At 36.6% G+C, this 14,695-nt stretch carries 15 protein-coding genes; 8 read left to right on the top strand and 7 right to left on the bottom strand.

Going from position 1 to position 14,695, the window contains the following annotated elements; all coding sequences use genetic code 11:
* Positions 1–45 precede the first annotated feature (45 nt).
* Both BLR36_RS18575 and BLR36_RS09420 read right to left on the bottom strand, forming a co-directional pair.
* Positions 46–201 (bottom strand): YfhD family protein, encoded by a 156-nt coding sequence (locus BLR36_RS18575; protein WP_139185081.1) that lies wholly within the window; start codon positions 199–201, stop codon positions 46–48.
* 122 nt (positions 202–323) lie between these two features.
* On the bottom strand, positions 324–755 hold the full coding sequence (locus BLR36_RS09420) for a hypothetical protein (protein WP_093061493.1): 432 nt from the start codon (positions 753–755) through the stop codon (positions 324–326).
* Positions 756–964: 209 nt separating this feature from the next.
* Between BLR36_RS09420 and BLR36_RS09415 the strand changes: the two genes are divergently transcribed.
* Positions 965–1,951: a YecA family protein gene (locus BLR36_RS09415; protein WP_093061492.1), complete on the top strand. Its 987-nt coding sequence runs from the start codon at positions 965–967 to the stop codon at positions 1,949–1,951.
* 569 nt (positions 1,952–2,520) lie between these two features.
* On the opposite strand, the gene BLR36_RS09410 is transcribed toward BLR36_RS09415, so the two are convergent.
* Complete coding sequence (locus tag BLR36_RS09410; protein ID WP_093061491.1) at positions 2,521–2,715, bottom strand: hypothetical protein; 195 nt, start codon at positions 2,713–2,715, stop codon at positions 2,521–2,523.
* 138 nt (positions 2,716–2,853) lie between these two features.
* Between BLR36_RS09410 and BLR36_RS09405 the strand changes: the two genes are divergently transcribed.
* Together BLR36_RS09405 and BLR36_RS09400 are read left to right on the top strand one after the other, a co-directional pair.
* Entirely contained in the window at positions 2,854–3,081 is a 228-nt protein-coding gene (locus BLR36_RS09405) for a hypothetical protein (protein WP_093061490.1), read from the top strand.
* A 78-nt stretch (positions 3,082–3,159) separates the two neighbouring features.
* A complete protein-coding gene (locus BLR36_RS09400) occupies positions 3,160–3,597 on the top strand; it encodes a YusW family protein (protein ID WP_093061489.1) in 438 nt (145 codons plus the stop codon).
* A gap of 126 nt (positions 3,598–3,723) precedes the next feature.
* On the opposite strand, the gene BLR36_RS09395 is transcribed toward BLR36_RS09400, so the two are convergent.
* The gene (locus tag BLR36_RS09395) at positions 3,724–3,912 is read right to left on the bottom strand and encodes a hypothetical protein (RefSeq protein WP_093061488.1); all 189 of its coding nucleotides are present in this window, start codon (positions 3,910–3,912) and stop codon (positions 3,724–3,726) included.
* A gap of 290 nt (positions 3,913–4,202) precedes the next feature.
* Between BLR36_RS09395 and BLR36_RS09390 the strand changes: the two genes are divergently transcribed.
* A complete protein-coding gene (locus BLR36_RS09390; protein WP_093061487.1) occupies positions 4,203–5,051 on the top strand; it encodes a general stress protein in 849 nt (282 codons plus the stop codon).
* Between the two features lie 98 nt (positions 5,052–5,149).
* A complete protein-coding gene (locus tag BLR36_RS09385) occupies positions 5,150–6,070 on the top strand; it encodes an exonuclease domain-containing protein (RefSeq protein WP_093061486.1) in 921 nt (306 codons plus the stop codon).
* Between the two features lie 168 nt (positions 6,071–6,238).
* On the opposite strand, the gene BLR36_RS09380 is transcribed toward BLR36_RS09385, so the two are convergent.
* Complete coding sequence (locus tag BLR36_RS09380; RefSeq protein WP_093061485.1) at positions 6,239–6,871, bottom strand: flavodoxin family protein; 633 nt, start codon at positions 6,869–6,871, stop codon at positions 6,239–6,241.
* Positions 6,872–7,156: 285 nt separating this feature from the next.
* Between BLR36_RS09380 and BLR36_RS09375 the strand changes: the two genes are divergently transcribed.
* Together BLR36_RS09375 and BLR36_RS09370 are read left to right on the top strand one after the other, a co-directional pair.
* Positions 7,157–8,014 (top strand): MBL fold metallo-hydrolase, encoded by an 858-nt coding sequence (locus tag BLR36_RS09375; protein ID WP_093061484.1) that lies wholly within the window; start codon positions 7,157–7,159, stop codon positions 8,012–8,014.
* Positions 8,015–8,108: 94 nt separating this feature from the next.
* Positions 8,109–8,954: a DUF1028 domain-containing protein gene (locus tag BLR36_RS09370; RefSeq protein ID WP_093061483.1), complete on the top strand. Its 846-nt coding sequence runs from the start codon at positions 8,109–8,111 to the stop codon at positions 8,952–8,954.
* Positions 8,955–9,008: 54 nt separating this feature from the next.
* Here BLR36_RS09370 and BLR36_RS09365 read toward each other — a convergent pair whose 3' ends face one another.
* Positions 9,009–12,737 (bottom strand): DUF6359 domain-containing protein, encoded by a 3,729-nt coding sequence (locus tag BLR36_RS09365; protein WP_093061482.1) that lies wholly within the window; start codon positions 12,735–12,737, stop codon positions 9,009–9,011.
* Positions 12,738–12,982: 245 nt separating this feature from the next.
* Entirely contained in the window at positions 12,983–13,483 is a 501-nt protein-coding gene (locus tag BLR36_RS09360; RefSeq protein ID WP_093061481.1) for a TspO/MBR family protein, read from the bottom strand.
* Between the two features lie 159 nt (positions 13,484–13,642).
* On the opposite strand from BLR36_RS09360, the gene BLR36_RS09355 reads away from it, so the two are divergent.
* The gene (locus BLR36_RS09355) at positions 13,643–14,692 is read left to right on the top strand and encodes a DmpA family aminopeptidase (protein WP_093061541.1); all 1,050 of its coding nucleotides are present in this window, start codon (positions 13,643–13,645) and stop codon (positions 14,690–14,692) included.
* Positions 14,693–14,695 lie beyond the last annotated feature (3 nt).

The raw sequence follows: 14,695 nt of genomic DNA, 5'->3' as shown, positions 1-14,695 counted from the left end.
AGCTTCATGAAAACCCACTCAATATAAGTGGGTTACTCATGAAGCTTATTTTCTTTTTGCTTTTGGTTTACTTTTTTCTAATTCTTCAAATTCCTTAGCGAATTCTTCTCGGATATCGCTTGGTTTGATTTTTAGATTTTTTGGTGTTTGAGGTAGTGTATCCTTGTTATTACTTTGTCCTTGCTTATTATCTCTCCCCATACAAATCTCCTTCCCATCATTCGTTCCATTTTAATATGGCTAATTTCAATCCATTTAAACAGGATGAGATAATAAAAAAAACCCAAGTACATGGCTTAAACTTTCCAAGTACTTGAGTATGTTTAATTTTTATTGAAAAAAGAGATAAGTTGTTTCTTAGTAGGGGCTTGTATTTTGTAGGTTAACTCTCGGTCACCACTATTTTCTATACGTGGAATGATGGACTCAATTACATTAAATTTCCAAAAAGACGGTTTACTTTTTGTACTCTTTTCTGTGTCCTTTGTCATCATTTTACGTTGAAATGGGTGTAGCTTAGCCATTAAAAACTTTTCTTTTATCCGAATAAGTAAATAACCTTCGTCTGTTTCGGGATTGTATTTTTTCATTAGGGATTCACCTAACTCGAACGTATTCGATTTGTTTTGAACAGATGGTGATAGAACTAAAATATTTCCTTTACGGAACAAAGCTGTATTCGACACTTGCTTGAGACCTAAATCATTTATAAGAAAATCTAAGTTCACTTGAGACGCTTCACTAGCGACTGACATATTCCATACCTCCTCAACATTTACAGACTCCTATGTTTAGTATACCCTATTTTCGTGAGGAAATCTTAGTTACAGTAAGATTTGATTGTTATTTTTTGAAATTTTATAAAATGGTTGTGTATATTTTTATCTATTTTTGACTAAATCTTAAATTTTTCTTACTTTCATGTTAAAATAAGCACTTACCAAAAGAGAAGGAAGTGTTATAAATGGTAGGTCGAAATGATCCTTGTCCATGTGGTAGTGGGAAAAAATACAAAAAGTGCTGCGAGTCAAAGCAGAATGATTCTATAGAAGAGGTAAAAACAGAAGAACTGGAACGTATATTGCAATCTTTTTATGAATGTTATCCCGAGCGTAAGGACATGGAAGAATACGCCGATTTGGTGCGTAATTGGAGCAAAGCAACAGGTGACTATTTAGACTTGGAAATGCTTGAAGCGATTGTTATGGATGAATTCTTTTTCCATTATAAGCAGGAAATCTGGTTAAACTATCTGGAAAAGCAAAAGAAACTTATGGTAAGGCCTTCTACGCAAAATGTATTGAGTCAGTGGAACGAGCCACAGGTTTTTGTTGGAAAAGTAGAAAAAGTAGACGAGCATTATATGACTGTTACGCATATTCTAACGAAAGAAAGCATTTTACTTAGAAGAGAAAGCGATAAGCCCGTACCTATCGGAGTTCACGTATACTGCTTCATCTTGCCAGACGGCACAAACAAAGAAAATCATTATTTAGCAATTTCTAGCTTGGTCTTTTTCCCAGTCGATCATCAGGAAGTATTTGATAAATTGGAAAAAGAATTTGAAAAACAAGAGACATTATCCGCTTCAGCCTTTCTAAAGGAAACAGGAGCGAATTTATGGAAATTACTTGGAGAAAATGGCTATGAGGGTGGAGAATATACACGCTTTGAAGTCGGAGTATTACAGGTAGCGATAGATTTCTTAGAGAAAAACAATCGTGAATATGGCAAGTTTATAGAAATAATAGAGGATTATTTAGTAGAGCAACAGCCAAATGCCCGGAAGGAAGTTGCAATTGCTGCTGGTGCCATCCGATTTGGTCAAGAAAATGGGTTATTTGAACCGTTTGATATGACGATAAAAGAAATCGCAGAGACTTTTGAAGTTTCTACATCTTCTTTAAATAAGTACTACAATGAGTTAACTGAGTACTACAAAGCAAAATAATTTAAATATAAAAGGGCTCTGCTTATTAAAATTTAATAAGCAGAGCCCTTTTTATAAAGAAAGTATATAAAAACTTTTTAGACTAAAATATACTACTGATTTCCGTTTCAGGTGGACACTTTCCGATGGCGTTGCCTTAGCCTCCTCGCACTCCAATCAAATGAGCGAGTGGTACTCCTTAATAAGAGTGGGCAGAGTATATGCTCAGATGATAATAGTGGTCATAGATATGAAGGATGAAAAAGTAGCTTTCCCTTACAAGTGGAAATAAAGAAAAATAGTAAGCTTTGAACAGATAAAGAAGGAGAGAAGCGAACGAAATTGCATCTTCAAGAGCTCCCCTTATCTAAAGGAAAGTTATCTATTCTTTAGTTAAACAAAAACGCACTAACCTGTTTCTAAGAGTTGTAGTAAGGCGACGGAGAGGCTGACTCCAAAAGATTACTGGGAAAAGAGGCTAGTCGTTACGGTAGTCACGACTAGCCTCTCAAAAAACAATCGGTAATTATTATATAGTACCTGTCCAAAGCACTTCGAAAACGATAGTAACAGGTTTTTCTTATGCACACTTAATTAAACAGTCCTCCTAAAATTCCCTTGTTATTAGATGAGTTAGTGGATGTATTTCCCGTTTTCGTTCCGCGAATAGGAGTATTAGTAAAACTATCAAATTGCTTTGCTATTTTATCACGTGACTCTTTATTTCTCATTAAATATGCAGCTCCAAGTCCTAATGCAGTCAGTGCCATTTTGTTTCTTTTCATAATAGTTTCCTCCTCCAATTATTTGGTTATCAGTTGTTTTCCCACTTTTATAGATATTAAACAATCGATATGTCGATGTTTAGTAATCGGAAAAAAGGATAAACAATTTAGAATATAATAAAAAGAGGAGTGAATGTAATGACGAAAAACCATCCAGAAGATAAAGAAAAACAAGATATCTCAGGACGCATTATGGATAATCCTGATCTATTAAAAACTGAAAAAGAAAGTATTTTTGATACGGACGAAGATATGAAGACGGTGGATCCTATACCTGTGGAAGAGTTAAACGAAAAGGTGAAGGATGAGAAAGACAAACGAAATACAAAGTCTACTTCCTCGAGTGAAGAACGTTATCCAGGATAATTTGTTCCGTAGTTGTTTATTATCGCTAAATAATGGTGATAATTAAAATGAAAATACGACACGAGGGAGTTCTTTAAAATGAAAATTAAAAAGTACCCGTTATTTGCAAGTGCCATTATGTCTTCCTTCTTATTGTTAGCAGCATGTGGAGATAAGGAGGAAGTAAGTGATGCACCAGACAAAGATACAGCTCAAAGCGAGTTTGGATTTCAGTCATTTGAATTGGATGTAGATACGGCAGATCAAAAGGATGTAATTGAGGCTTCATTTGATATTGATGTTTCAGACACGGAAGCTGAATACGTTAATAAGTTAGAGTCCAAAAATCTTGCGGGTAACGAGGCTTATAAAGAGCTTGAACCAATTTTTAAAGAAATGAGTTTAACAAAAGATATGAGCAAAGACGAAGTAATTGAAAAGGTTACTAAAGCTTTTGGAGTAGATGAGTATACCGAGTTCGAGTTAGAGATTGAGTTTGCTGATGGAGATACACAGGAATTTAATGATAAAAAATAGGCAAAAAACCTCGAGAGCCGATGAAAATCGGTCCTCGAGGTTTTTTAATAGGCATTATTAAAGTTAGCAGCAGTCAGTTGAAGTGCAATCTATCGTACATTTTATACAATATGAAAAACCTTCTTTTTATTTTGTAAAGGTTTTTCGATTGTCTCTATTAAAAGACACATCTGTCATCAGTAATAATATACAACCAACTAAAATTAAGCTAGCAATGATTGTTCCTCGCGTATCTTCGCCCCATTTAGTCAAAATTGTAAAGATTTGAAAGAAACCCAAGAGAATTAGTCCGGCCTTTAAGGGTAATGTTTTCATTTTTACCACCATTCTTCGTATTTATCTCTAATTCAGGATTTTGCTAAATCATCCGTTTTACTTACACAAATCGAATTTCGATTTTTTGCTTTCACAATCTTATGTTTATTTTAACATAAAAATCCAGTAGTAATCTTCCCATTTATAGTACTTATTAACGCTTAATCACCTTTTACTTTTAAAAGAACCTTCTTTTATTACAAAGATATTAATAATAGTCAAATTGTGTTTAGGAGTTATCTTAAGGAGGGTACGTATGAATTAAGACTAAATTTTGAGGAGGCAATACCATGAACATGGAATCAAACAGACGAATTGAAATCGCTCGTACGGAAGAAGAAATGTATGAAAGATTGGAAGGCCTACAAAATCAAGGTTATGCAGAAAGCGATATACATGTAATTTCAACAGAAAATGCACATTTAAATGCGCTTAGTCGCCATTCAGACGTTTCAACACATGAGGCCGGAACTTTCATGGACAAGTTTAAATCTTGGTTTACTGGAGAGGATGCAATAGCAGAAGGCTTGCGTAAATTAGATTTAACGGAAGAAGAAAGAGCGAGATACGCGGAGGAAGTTGCAAGAGGAAGTATTGTCCTCTACACAGATGTCCTTACGCATAAGGATGAACCATTGCATGGTACTCATGAAAATGAATTGGATCAAGAGTATACAGATACAATTGGAACTGATATGGTTCAAAATCGTTTTATGGAAAACGAAGAACCAATAAGTGATTATTCTAAAGAGCAAGGATTCACACCATCAAATAATGAGTTTGTAAATGAAACGGATGGACGTTTCGATGAACCTCAGGATCGCTTTGAACGTGGGGAGACTTTTGCAACCGACCCGTATCTAGCAAGAGAAGAGAATCATATTGGGCACTCAATGCAGGAAGATAGAGAGGTTAGAGATTCTCGTCCTACGATAGGTGAAAGTGTAACGATGGAAGAAAAGTCATATGGTATGCAATCTCCTGGTGCTGATCCAAATTTAGGTCCAGCAGCATATGGTAGCGAAAGCGAAGTGGTTGAAGAGGAAGAAGAGGAAAAACTTTCTCACGAACAATATGAGGAAAAATTGGAATTTCAAAAGAAACTAGACGATATCCCTCCAACTAATCGTCTATATTAAAATTCATTACAATAGAACCTCTCTAAGTAGAGAGGTTCTTCTTTGTATTCTATTATGAGATAATGAGAGTCAATCTAACATAATGAGGTGACTTAATAGTGGACTTTGTAGCAATCGATTTTGAAACAGCTAATAGCCTTCGTTCAAGTGTTTGTTCCGTTGGAATGGTACAAGTGAAGAATGGGAAAATATATAGAGAAGTCCAATCCTTGATAAATCCTTTAAGTGAATTTCATTATTATAATACTAAAATCCACGGAATTTCTGAATACATGGTGCATGATGCGCCAACCTTTGAAGAATTTTGGCCAGACTTAAAAAATATGATTGAAGGTCAAATAATTATAGCTCATAATGCTAGTTTCGACATGGGAGTTTTACAGGAATCCCTACGTCAATTTCATGAGCCCTCCCCAATTTTTGAATATGGATGTTCTTATCGAATCGCCAAAAAGGTTTGGCCACAGCTATACAATCATAAACTGTCCACTGTAGCCAACTACTTAGGTATTAGCTTAAGACATCATGATGCTCTAGAGGATGCTCGTGCCGCTGCGATCATTACAATAGAAGCGATGCAGAACACCCAAACAAATTCAGTTAAACAACTGGCCAAACTACATAATGTAAAAATAAATTCATCCATTCAAACGAAGAAACAAATACCATCCGCTCGTAAAAGTAAAGCTGACATTGCGATTGAATTTTTAGAACCAGTTAATACCGAGCTAAATTCCAAGCATCCATTTTATGGAGCTCAAATTGTTTTCACAGGAAGAATGCAATCTATGACTAGGCCAAAAGCTGCGCAACTTGCAGTAAATTGCGGAGCAGTTTGCAAGGGGACTGTAGACTATCAAACAAATTACCTCGTAGTAGGAGATAATGACTTAGCCAAATATATACAGGGCATTAAAAGTACTAAAATGCAAAAGGTAGAAGGTATGATTAAACAAGGACTTCCAATTGAAATAGTTGGAGAGCAAGACTTTTTAAGGTTAGTTCGGTACTATCCTTAAACAATATGGTGCTACGTTTAAAAATATAATATTTAAAAGACATCCTATGAGTAGTAATACTGGTAGGATGTCTTTTTTAAACACAACTTTTATTTCAACTTTATGAAACTAATAATAGGGTCGGATTTTTTTCAAAAAAAGAAGCAATCCAGGTTTAAATTCCACCTATTATTGACTCTCATTCACATTTCCTTCTGCCGGAATCGGATACTCTTTCAGCAACCGGGCAAAATGCAGTAGATTGTAAGCAGTTATTTTAGCATGTTGCATCGTAAAATCGTTCTCTCTACCATTTGCCTCAATAAAGGATGGACCAGGGCCCGCTTCCCCCACCCAGTAGGTATCCACATTTGGAGGAATCGTAAACCCAATATGCGATAATGCGTAAATTAGGTAGCTTGAGACGTTTTTTGCACCGTCTTCATTTCCAGTAACAACCACTCCACCCACTTTGTTATAGTAAATGTACTGGCCTTTTTCGTTCGTAAGGCTGCTTCCACCATACAATCTTTCTACAACCAAAGTGGCCAGGCTGCTCTGTTCGCCAAGCCAAATCGGCGAACCAATTAAAAGGATATCGGCCTGCTTCACTTTTTCAAAAATCTCTGGCCATTGATCCTTATCATTCACTGCCTCATGGGTAATTCCATAGCCGATATTATAATCTGACATCCTGAGTACTTCCGTCTCTGCTTTGTTTTCATCAAAAATCTTTACAATCTCGTTAATCAGCGCACGAGTATTGGATTGCTGTGTGCTATCTTTCAAACTGCAATTTAAAACTAGCGCTTTAATGCTCATTACTACATCTCCTTAATTCATGGTAATAGTATTTCTTTACCCTAAGAAATTTTTATAAAACTAGAAATTCGATTCGTGGTATTTTATCAACATTAATCAAAATAGAAGGTTTAGTGAATTAGTGAATAATTACCCTTAAACAGACGAAGTGCTTTAGAAAAAAGACATCAAAGTACAATGAGCTTGGAGTTACATTTTTATAAGTTTTAACAAATTTATATTAGTTGTATAAAAATATTATTAGGGTGAAATGCTAATGGCAGTTTGAAGAAGGAGTGAATCATCTTGGACCATTCAATCTCTTACGGCGATGATTATAAGTATATACCAGCTACTTCAGTAGGAAGTGGTATTGGAACAGAGATTCTGCCTGATATTTATTGCCACACAATTCAAATCGTCAATATCTGTTTAATAGGCAATCCTAATTCGGATGATTTTGTATTAGTAGATGCAGGTATGCCATACTCTGCAGATGAAATTATTTCTGTAGTAGAAAATCGATATGGTGTGAACAAGCAGCCCAAAGCCATTATCTTAACCCATGGACATTTTGATCATGTTGGGGCAATAATCGAATTAATAAAAAAGTGGGAAATTCCTGTCTATGCTCACGAGTTGGAATTACCATTTTTAACAGGTAAAGAAAACTACCCAAAGCCAGATCCTACTGTTGAAGGAGGATCTGTGGCAAAAATGTCCTTCATATTCCCGATTGATGCTATAAATCTAGGTGACCATGTAAAAGCACTTCCTTCCGATGGAACAGTTCCTTTTATGTCTGGTTTTCAATGGATTCATACTCCAGGTCACACTCCTGGGCATATTTCATTGTATAGAGAAGAAGACGGGGTATTAATAGTCGGAGATGCATTTGTTACAGTAAAACAAGAATACTTATATAAGGTGTTCACGCAGAAACAGGAAATAAGTGGTCCCCCAAGATATCTTACTCCTGATTGGGAAACAGCAAGGGAATCTATCGGTAAACTTGCCCGTTTAAAACCAAAAGTAGCTATAACAGGACATGGCTTACCTATGACAGGTGATTTACTAACAAGTAATCTACATTTATTAGTCACTGACTTTAACTCAATCGCAATGCCGCACTATGGAAAATATGTAAATAATAAATTGCAGTAAATTTCAAGATCTCATTCATAAAAATGATGAGATCTTCTTTTAATTGTCTGAATAAAAAGTTAAAATAAATATAGAAGAGTAAAGGGGGATGCAGATGACATTTTCTATCGTCGGTTTCGATCCGCAAACAAAAGAATTAGGTATAGCTGTTGCATCCAAGTTTTTAAGTGTTGGAGCAGTTGTTCCGTTCGCCAAAGCTGGAGTTGGAGCAATCGCGACTCAGTCCTGGGCAAATCTAGATTATGGGATTAATGGATTGGAAATGCTACAAAAAGGTCTGTCTCCGGAAGAGGTTCTAAAGGAATTAGTTGCAAGTGATGACAAATCTGGTGCCAGGCAAGTTGGTATTGTAGATGCAAGTGGTCGTAGTGCTGTATTTACTGGGGAAGATTGCTTCGAATGGGCGGGAGGATTCTCGGAAGAAAATTTTGCGGTTCAAGGAAATTTATTGGTCAGTGAGGATACAGTCAATGCCATGAAGGAGGTATTTTTACAAAACGAAGGATCCTTGGCAGAACGGCTTTTATCAGCATTGCAAGCTGGTGATATTGCAGGTGGAGACAAACGGGGCAAACAATCTGCAGCAATATTAGTAGTTAAAGAAAATGGTAGTTATGGTGGTTATACCGATCGTTACATCGATCTTCGAGTGGATGATCACGCTGACCCGGTAAAAGAGTTAGCTAGACTGTTAAAACTCCATCAGCTCTATTTTACAGAAACTACTCTAGAGGACATTGTGGCAATAGAAGGAGATCTAGCGGATGAGATTCAGACTATGCTCTATGAAAATGGTTTTTTAGATCGAGATCTCACAGAAATGGATGACCTCCTTGATGCTATTAAGTCTTATCATCTAATTGAAAATTTTGATGAACGTGTGCAGGAAAGAGGTTTCATCGATCAAAAAGTGGTAGAGTTTATGCGTATTAATAAGTAGTAATAAAGAGAAAACGAGAGTATGACGTTAGTCACGACTCTCGTTTTTTTACGTTCAATTAATCTTCTTGAACTTCCACTTTTTCGATTTTTGATCGTAATAAGCGGCTTCCTGTGATACTTTTTTACCTTCAGTAGTAATGACGAAGTACTCGGAAAAGCCTTCTTTAATTGATTTGTTATTGCTATCCAGGAAAGCTATGTCCTTTAATTTCAACTCGTCTTTAATCTTATGCTTGTTCTTTTCTTTCAGTAACCCTGGAGGAATATGATAATCCAAGTGCAATGTGAACTGTCCGCTAGCTGCAAGTACATCAAAGTTTTTAGCTGGGATCAGGAATGTTCCATTGAGAAGCTCGATCATCACATCTTTGTTAGCCGCATCGATTTTACTTGTAGCCGCTTTAGTAAAATGGATTTTAACGTCTCCTGCATTATGCATTATAGAGCCGTCGACTGTGATTACCTCGCTAGAAGTATCCACTTCATCTTCTGTAATGATAGTCTCCCCATCCTTTACAGAATGGACATTGACAGTGATAGATACAGAGTTATCACCATATGCAGCGTTAATAGTTGTAGTACCAACTGCCTTGGCAGTGATTATACCTTTATCTACAGTAATAATTTCACTATCAAAGCCACTATAAGTTGCTTCCGAAGTAACATCTTTTGTTGTAGCAGCGCCATCTTGTTTCGTAGTTGTTTCGATAAGCTTAATGTTAGACTTTTGATCTTTTTCTAGCTCAACTGCTGTTTTATCAGCTACTAGTGTTTTTGTATCTGGTTCATTTAAATCTAATTGAATCAGAATTGGGTCATGGTCTGATGCACGACCGTGAATATCCATATAGTTAGCATTAATGTGAATCATATCCACAGCAGTTTTACTAGCTAAGTTATTTGTTACAAGAATATGGTCTAGTACTTGGTTGTTCCCTTGATAATAATAAGAGAAACGTTCGCCAGCAGGTACTTTTTCTACCATGTTAGTTAAGATGCCACCTTTAAGTGCAGCAAGTGTTGGAGTGAATTCGAAATCATTCATATCCCCAGCAACGACTACATTTAAATTAGGATCTTTTTCTAGTCCTTTTTGAATGAAGTTGTTAATCATCGTAGCTAGTTCAATTCTTTCAGCTTCTGAGCCAAGCAATGGAGGCTGATTTTTACCGAATAGTGGCTGATCTCCACCTTTAGAATTTAAATGAGCACCAATTACGACTACTTTTTCTCCTTGGAACTCAAATTGTGCAGCTAATGGTTTACGAGTGTTTTCTTGTGGCAGATCAAGTATTCTACCCGGATTCAACGTAAGATTTCCATCCTCGTCCCAAGCGACTTTTTCCGTTGAGCTTCCTTTTGTTCCTTCAGAAAGTGTTACACGTTCAGGGTTATAAAGGTAACCAACACGAATGTTACCACCTGGCTGTCCGCCGTCCTGGTTATACTCTGGTGCAATGTCTGTCCAAGCATATATTGGTCCACCGGCTTTCACAATCGCTGCGATTAACCGTTCATAGCTAGCGGAAGCATCTGTAGTTCCAGAAGCAGTAGGTCCATCATTATCTTGTACTTCTACTAGTGTAATAATATCTGGGGATTTCATATTTTCCACGAAAGATTTTGCGATTTTTTCTACTTTCTCATCTGGCGTGTTAGTTGTATTTGTTGAGAAATTTTCCACATTATAAGCTGCTACAGTGAATTTATCTTCAGTAGGTTCAATATCTGTAACTACAGTCGGCTTTTCAATACGAGTGATTGGAGGAAGAGTAGACTCCTTTGTCCAAAGCTTGAAGTTACCAAAGCCAAAGCCTAAAACTCCAACGATATCACCTGTATAATAATCGCCTGATTTAGCATCATAGGATTCGTTACCTGTTAATACTAATATCTTTTCAGGGTTATAGTCATTCGCAGATATATTAATTCCACCTAGAACATTGAACTCAGTGTTCGTTGAGTTACCTGCAACTACTGGTATTTCTCCATATTCCTGTGGTCCAATTACTTTTGCGTTCGGTATAGCTATACGCATTAATTCAACAGATTCCCAAAAGTCAATTCCATCTTCTAATGGATCGAATGTTGTTAAACTATCATTATCAATGATTTCAGTTGGAGGGAAAATATCTTCTCCAATTACTAAAGGTTCAGGTAATTCAGCTGTTCCAGATTTAGTAGCGGTCGTTGCACGAATTCTAGTAATTGGAAGATCATTAGCTTTCATATCAGAGTAGCCTTCGTAATACCATTCTTCTACTGTTCCAGCTACTGTAACTAAGTCACCTATAGCTAAACCATTGGAAGCTTTGTTGACAATTATTGCTTCAGAAGTAGTATTGTCGTCGTCCGGATTAATATCTTGGATAACAAAGTTTGCTGAATTGTATAAATGAGTTACGACTCCAGTAATCTCTTGAACTGTTGCTCCTTCATAGTCAGAGAAGTGGGATTGTCCTTGGATATCTCGTATTGCTAGATTAGTCGTTTTTAACACATTATACGTAAAAGTGAATACGTCTGATGTAGTATCGCTAACTGCGATTGCTTTAATCGTTGTATCTGCTGTTAGTGTAATTGGTGAAGTATATACTGTGCTATCCATAGAAGGTGTTGAACCGTCTAATGTGTAATAGATTTCTGCATTTTCAATAGGAGAGATTAAGGAAATTTTTGTTCCCTCCGACACTGTCCCAGGGAAAATATCCGTATAAACTGCAGGTTTATTTACTAAGTCAAAGCTCTCTAAACCAATTGTTTTTAATTGAAAAGTCGTGTTGAAGATTGAAGCGATACCGGATACATGTATTAAGTCGCCTTCTTTATAGCGCTGGGCAAATGTATTATAATCTAGGCCATTTCGATTGTCGTTTCTAACGATAACGGCCTCACCGTTTTCATTTGTTGCAGTAAATTCAAATGTACCAAAATCGTTTGTTTTCTTTAAATCCGTAATAGTTACATTGTTTAAAGATACACGTTCACCTTGGGTTTCCTCATTTACTCCAGAAGGTGTAATGATTTGCTCAAGTGGCAGTTCATTGCCCGACGAGATTTTCGTTATCTTGGTAGGTTGAATTTGTAATTCACCGCTGTAGGGACTAACTTTTCCCTCTAGTTCAACGACATCGCCAGGGCTCACATCTGAAGTAGTTGTATATGCATAAATCCCTGCTGTAGTATCTTGAATATAGAACGCTTTACCGCCCCAGAATCCTGTGCCAGTTGTCACAGTTCCTGTTATTTTGATTAATTTTTCTGGATCTGTTATTACACGAGCAGCTGCAATATTTTCCAATGCCTCTGCTTTAGGAGCTTCAGGAGGAGTTTCCCCATCAGCAATTATCGTAAAAGCTGTAGGGCTTTTTAAACCAGGAACAGAAAAGTATGCCTCTAGTGAACCTGTCACGGTAACTTTTGCTTTAAAGTTTTCTGGATGATCTTTTAGATTTAGTGCCGTACGGATTGCACCAGTTGGCAATTGTACAGGTAAAATATTTGCTGGATTTGTTTCATCTGGTGAATCTGCTAAACCAATATTAGTAGCTCCAGTAAATGGTGCTTCCTGATCGTAGGAAGTCCCAGAGCTAGCTACACCAACAATATAACCTTGAACAGTTGCTGTTCCTGAGTTATTAGTAATTGCGTCTGACACGCTGATTGGTTCAGCTGCCTGAACATTAGGGGCAATAATAAATGGTACAAACATGGAAACTACTAATATAAAGGAAATGATAACTTTATTATAAGCATGATTCCAAATACCCTTTTTCGTCATTTTATTCACTCCTTGTACAATTTTGTATTTCGCATAGATTATAGCAAAACAAAATGACAAGATTGCGTGAAATTTGTAAAAATTTAAATTTTCCAATAAAAACAGGTGAGAAGTAGTTATGTAGAAAAAAATATTGTTAGTAAATAACTATTCGCTGCTGATTCTAAAGCCCTGAAAGTTTTACAGTTTGCAAATTTTCAGAGTTCATCATTTTGGAGGAAGGTTTTGTTCTTCTTACTATATAGTTACTTATTCAACTTCCAAACTGCATAATTCAGACCCAATGCAAATGCAACCCAACCTACGTATGGAATCATTAGAGCTCCTGCTGTTTTATCCACTTGTTGAAACTCGTATGCCGTTAACGCAATGCATGCTAGCATAAGGCTAATTTCTACAAGTGCAGTTCCACGTAATCCCCAACGGAAAAATAGAAAAGACCATAAAAAATTCAAACCTAATTGTAAGTCATATAAGGGAATAGCAGGTGAAGAGTCTTTCTCTGTACTTTTCGTCTTTTGGTCTACACGGTATTTAGCAACTCCCATCGTTGTATAAAGAGCGGTCCAAACAATTGGAAAAACAATACCAGGTGGTGAGAATGGCGGCTGCTGTAGTTTTTTGTATTTCTCTTGTGCATTTTTATTGGCAATCCATCCAGAAATAGAGCCACCTATTACTGGTATAAGAATACTAAGTGCTAAATTTCGTTTGTTTAAATGACCATTTACTTTTAGCAATTCCATTTTAAAACCTCCAAGTGATATTTATTAATTCATTCCCTAACTCTTTAGAAGTAATCTATTTTGTTTAAAAAAATAGAAAAATTAGAATATGATATAATTGTCAAGTTAAAATATAGAATAGCGGCGTATAAAAGAATCTCTAAAAAAGGAGTAGAAAGCATGGTTCCTAAAAAGATTAGACAACGGGGTATTGTGGTGGGGGAATTACCTGTTGGTAAAAAGAACTGTATAACAGATGTAGAAGGTGTGAAAGTGGGGCATATTACAATAGATAGTTCCCTTGGTGGAGAAGAATATGCATGTACTGGAGTAACCGCCATCCTCCCACATGGGGGTAATTTGTTTCGAGATAAAGTAGTAGGAGCAAGCTACGTTCTAAACGGTTTCGGAAAAACGACGGGGCTTGTTCAAGTAAATGAACTAGGGCTAATTGAATCACCAATCATGCTGACGAATACATTTGGTATTCCAGCAGTAATGCAAGGGACTCTCGAGTATATGTTAGAAAGAAATCCAGAAATAGGGGAATCTACGGGTACTATTAATATAGTGGTAGGGGAATGCAATGATAGTCGGTTAAATTCGATTCGAAAGCTACCAGTTCAAACGAAAGATGCGATTGCCTGTATTCAAGGTGCTTCGTCTGAAACCTCACCGGAGGGAGCAGTTGGTGCAGGGAAAGGTATGATTTGCTTTGGATATAAAGGAGGCATAGGTTCCTCTTCACGTATTATTCATAATAAGGATAAGATCTATAAGATTGGATGTATGGTGCTTAGTAACTTTGGAAGAAAAGAGGAATTCCAAGCTTCCCGGTATAAGGTGAATGAAAATGAAAATGTTCCTAACTTTCCAAAGCCCGCAGATGGATCAATTATGATTGTATTAGCGACAGATGCACCTTTAAGTAATAGACAGCTTATGCGACTTGCTAAACGATGCGGGATAGGATTAGGAAGGACCGGTAGTCATTTTAGTAATGGAAGTGGGGACGTTGTCATTGCATTCTCAACTGCTCATAAAATTCAGCATAATTCTGAAGAAATTGCGGAAACAAGACTGCAATTAAGAGATGATCATCCAATTATGAATGAGTTTTTCCAAGGAGTGGCAGAGGTTACGGAAGAAGCCATATTAAATTCTTTATCGCAGGCAGTAGTTACAACAGGACGAAATGGAACAATTGTTTATCCCTATCCTTTTGAATGAAAT

Source organism: Psychrobacillus sp. OK028, from assembly GCF_900103605.1.
Lineage (GTDB): Bacteria > Bacillota > Bacilli > Bacillales_A > Planococcaceae > Psychrobacillus.
The sequence above is the reverse complement of the archived record's forward strand: the minus strand, read 5'-3'. Positions and strand labels throughout refer to the sequence as shown.

Excerpts from the sequence above, each read along its gene's own strand:
- BLR36_RS09405 (WP_093061490.1), top strand. The coding sequence starts at position 2,854 with ATGACGAAAAACCATCCAGAAGATAAAGAAAAACAAGATATCTCAGGA.
- BLR36_RS09365 (WP_093061482.1), bottom strand. The coding sequence starts at position 12,737 with ATGACGAAAAAGGGTATTTGGAATCATGCTTATAATAAAGTTATCATT.
- BLR36_RS09415 (WP_093061492.1), top strand. The coding sequence starts at position 965 with ATGGTAGGTCGAAATGATCCTTGTCCATGTGGTAGTGGGAAAAAATAC.
- BLR36_RS09390 (WP_093061487.1), top strand. The coding sequence starts at position 4,203 with ATGAACATGGAATCAAACAGACGAATTGAAATCGCTCGTACGGAAGAA.
- BLR36_RS09410 (WP_093061491.1), bottom strand. The coding sequence starts at position 2,715 with ATGAAAAGAAACAAAATGGCACTGACTGCATTAGGACTTGGAGCTGCA.
- BLR36_RS18575 (WP_139185081.1), bottom strand. The coding sequence starts at position 201 with ATGGGGAGAGATAATAAGCAAGGACAAAGTAATAACAAGGATACACTA.
- BLR36_RS09395 (WP_093061488.1), bottom strand. The coding sequence starts at position 3,912 with ATGAAAACATTACCCTTAAAGGCCGGACTAATTCTCTTGGGTTTCTTT.
- BLR36_RS09360 (WP_093061481.1), bottom strand. The coding sequence starts at position 13,483 with ATGGAATTGCTAAAAGTAAATGGTCATTTAAACAAACGAAATTTAGCA.
- BLR36_RS09420 (WP_093061493.1), bottom strand. The coding sequence starts at position 755 with ATGTCAGTCGCTAGTGAAGCGTCTCAAGTGAACTTAGATTTTCTTATA.
- BLR36_RS09355 (WP_093061541.1), top strand. The coding sequence starts at position 13,643 with ATGGTTCCTAAAAAGATTAGACAACGGGGTATTGTGGTGGGGGAATTA.
- BLR36_RS09380 (WP_093061485.1), bottom strand. The coding sequence starts at position 6,871 with ATGAGCATTAAAGCGCTAGTTTTAAATTGCAGTTTGAAAGATAGCACA.
- BLR36_RS09400 (WP_093061489.1), top strand. The coding sequence starts at position 3,160 with ATGAAAATTAAAAAGTACCCGTTATTTGCAAGTGCCATTATGTCTTCC.
- BLR36_RS09370 (WP_093061483.1), top strand. The coding sequence starts at position 8,109 with ATGACATTTTCTATCGTCGGTTTCGATCCGCAAACAAAAGAATTAGGT.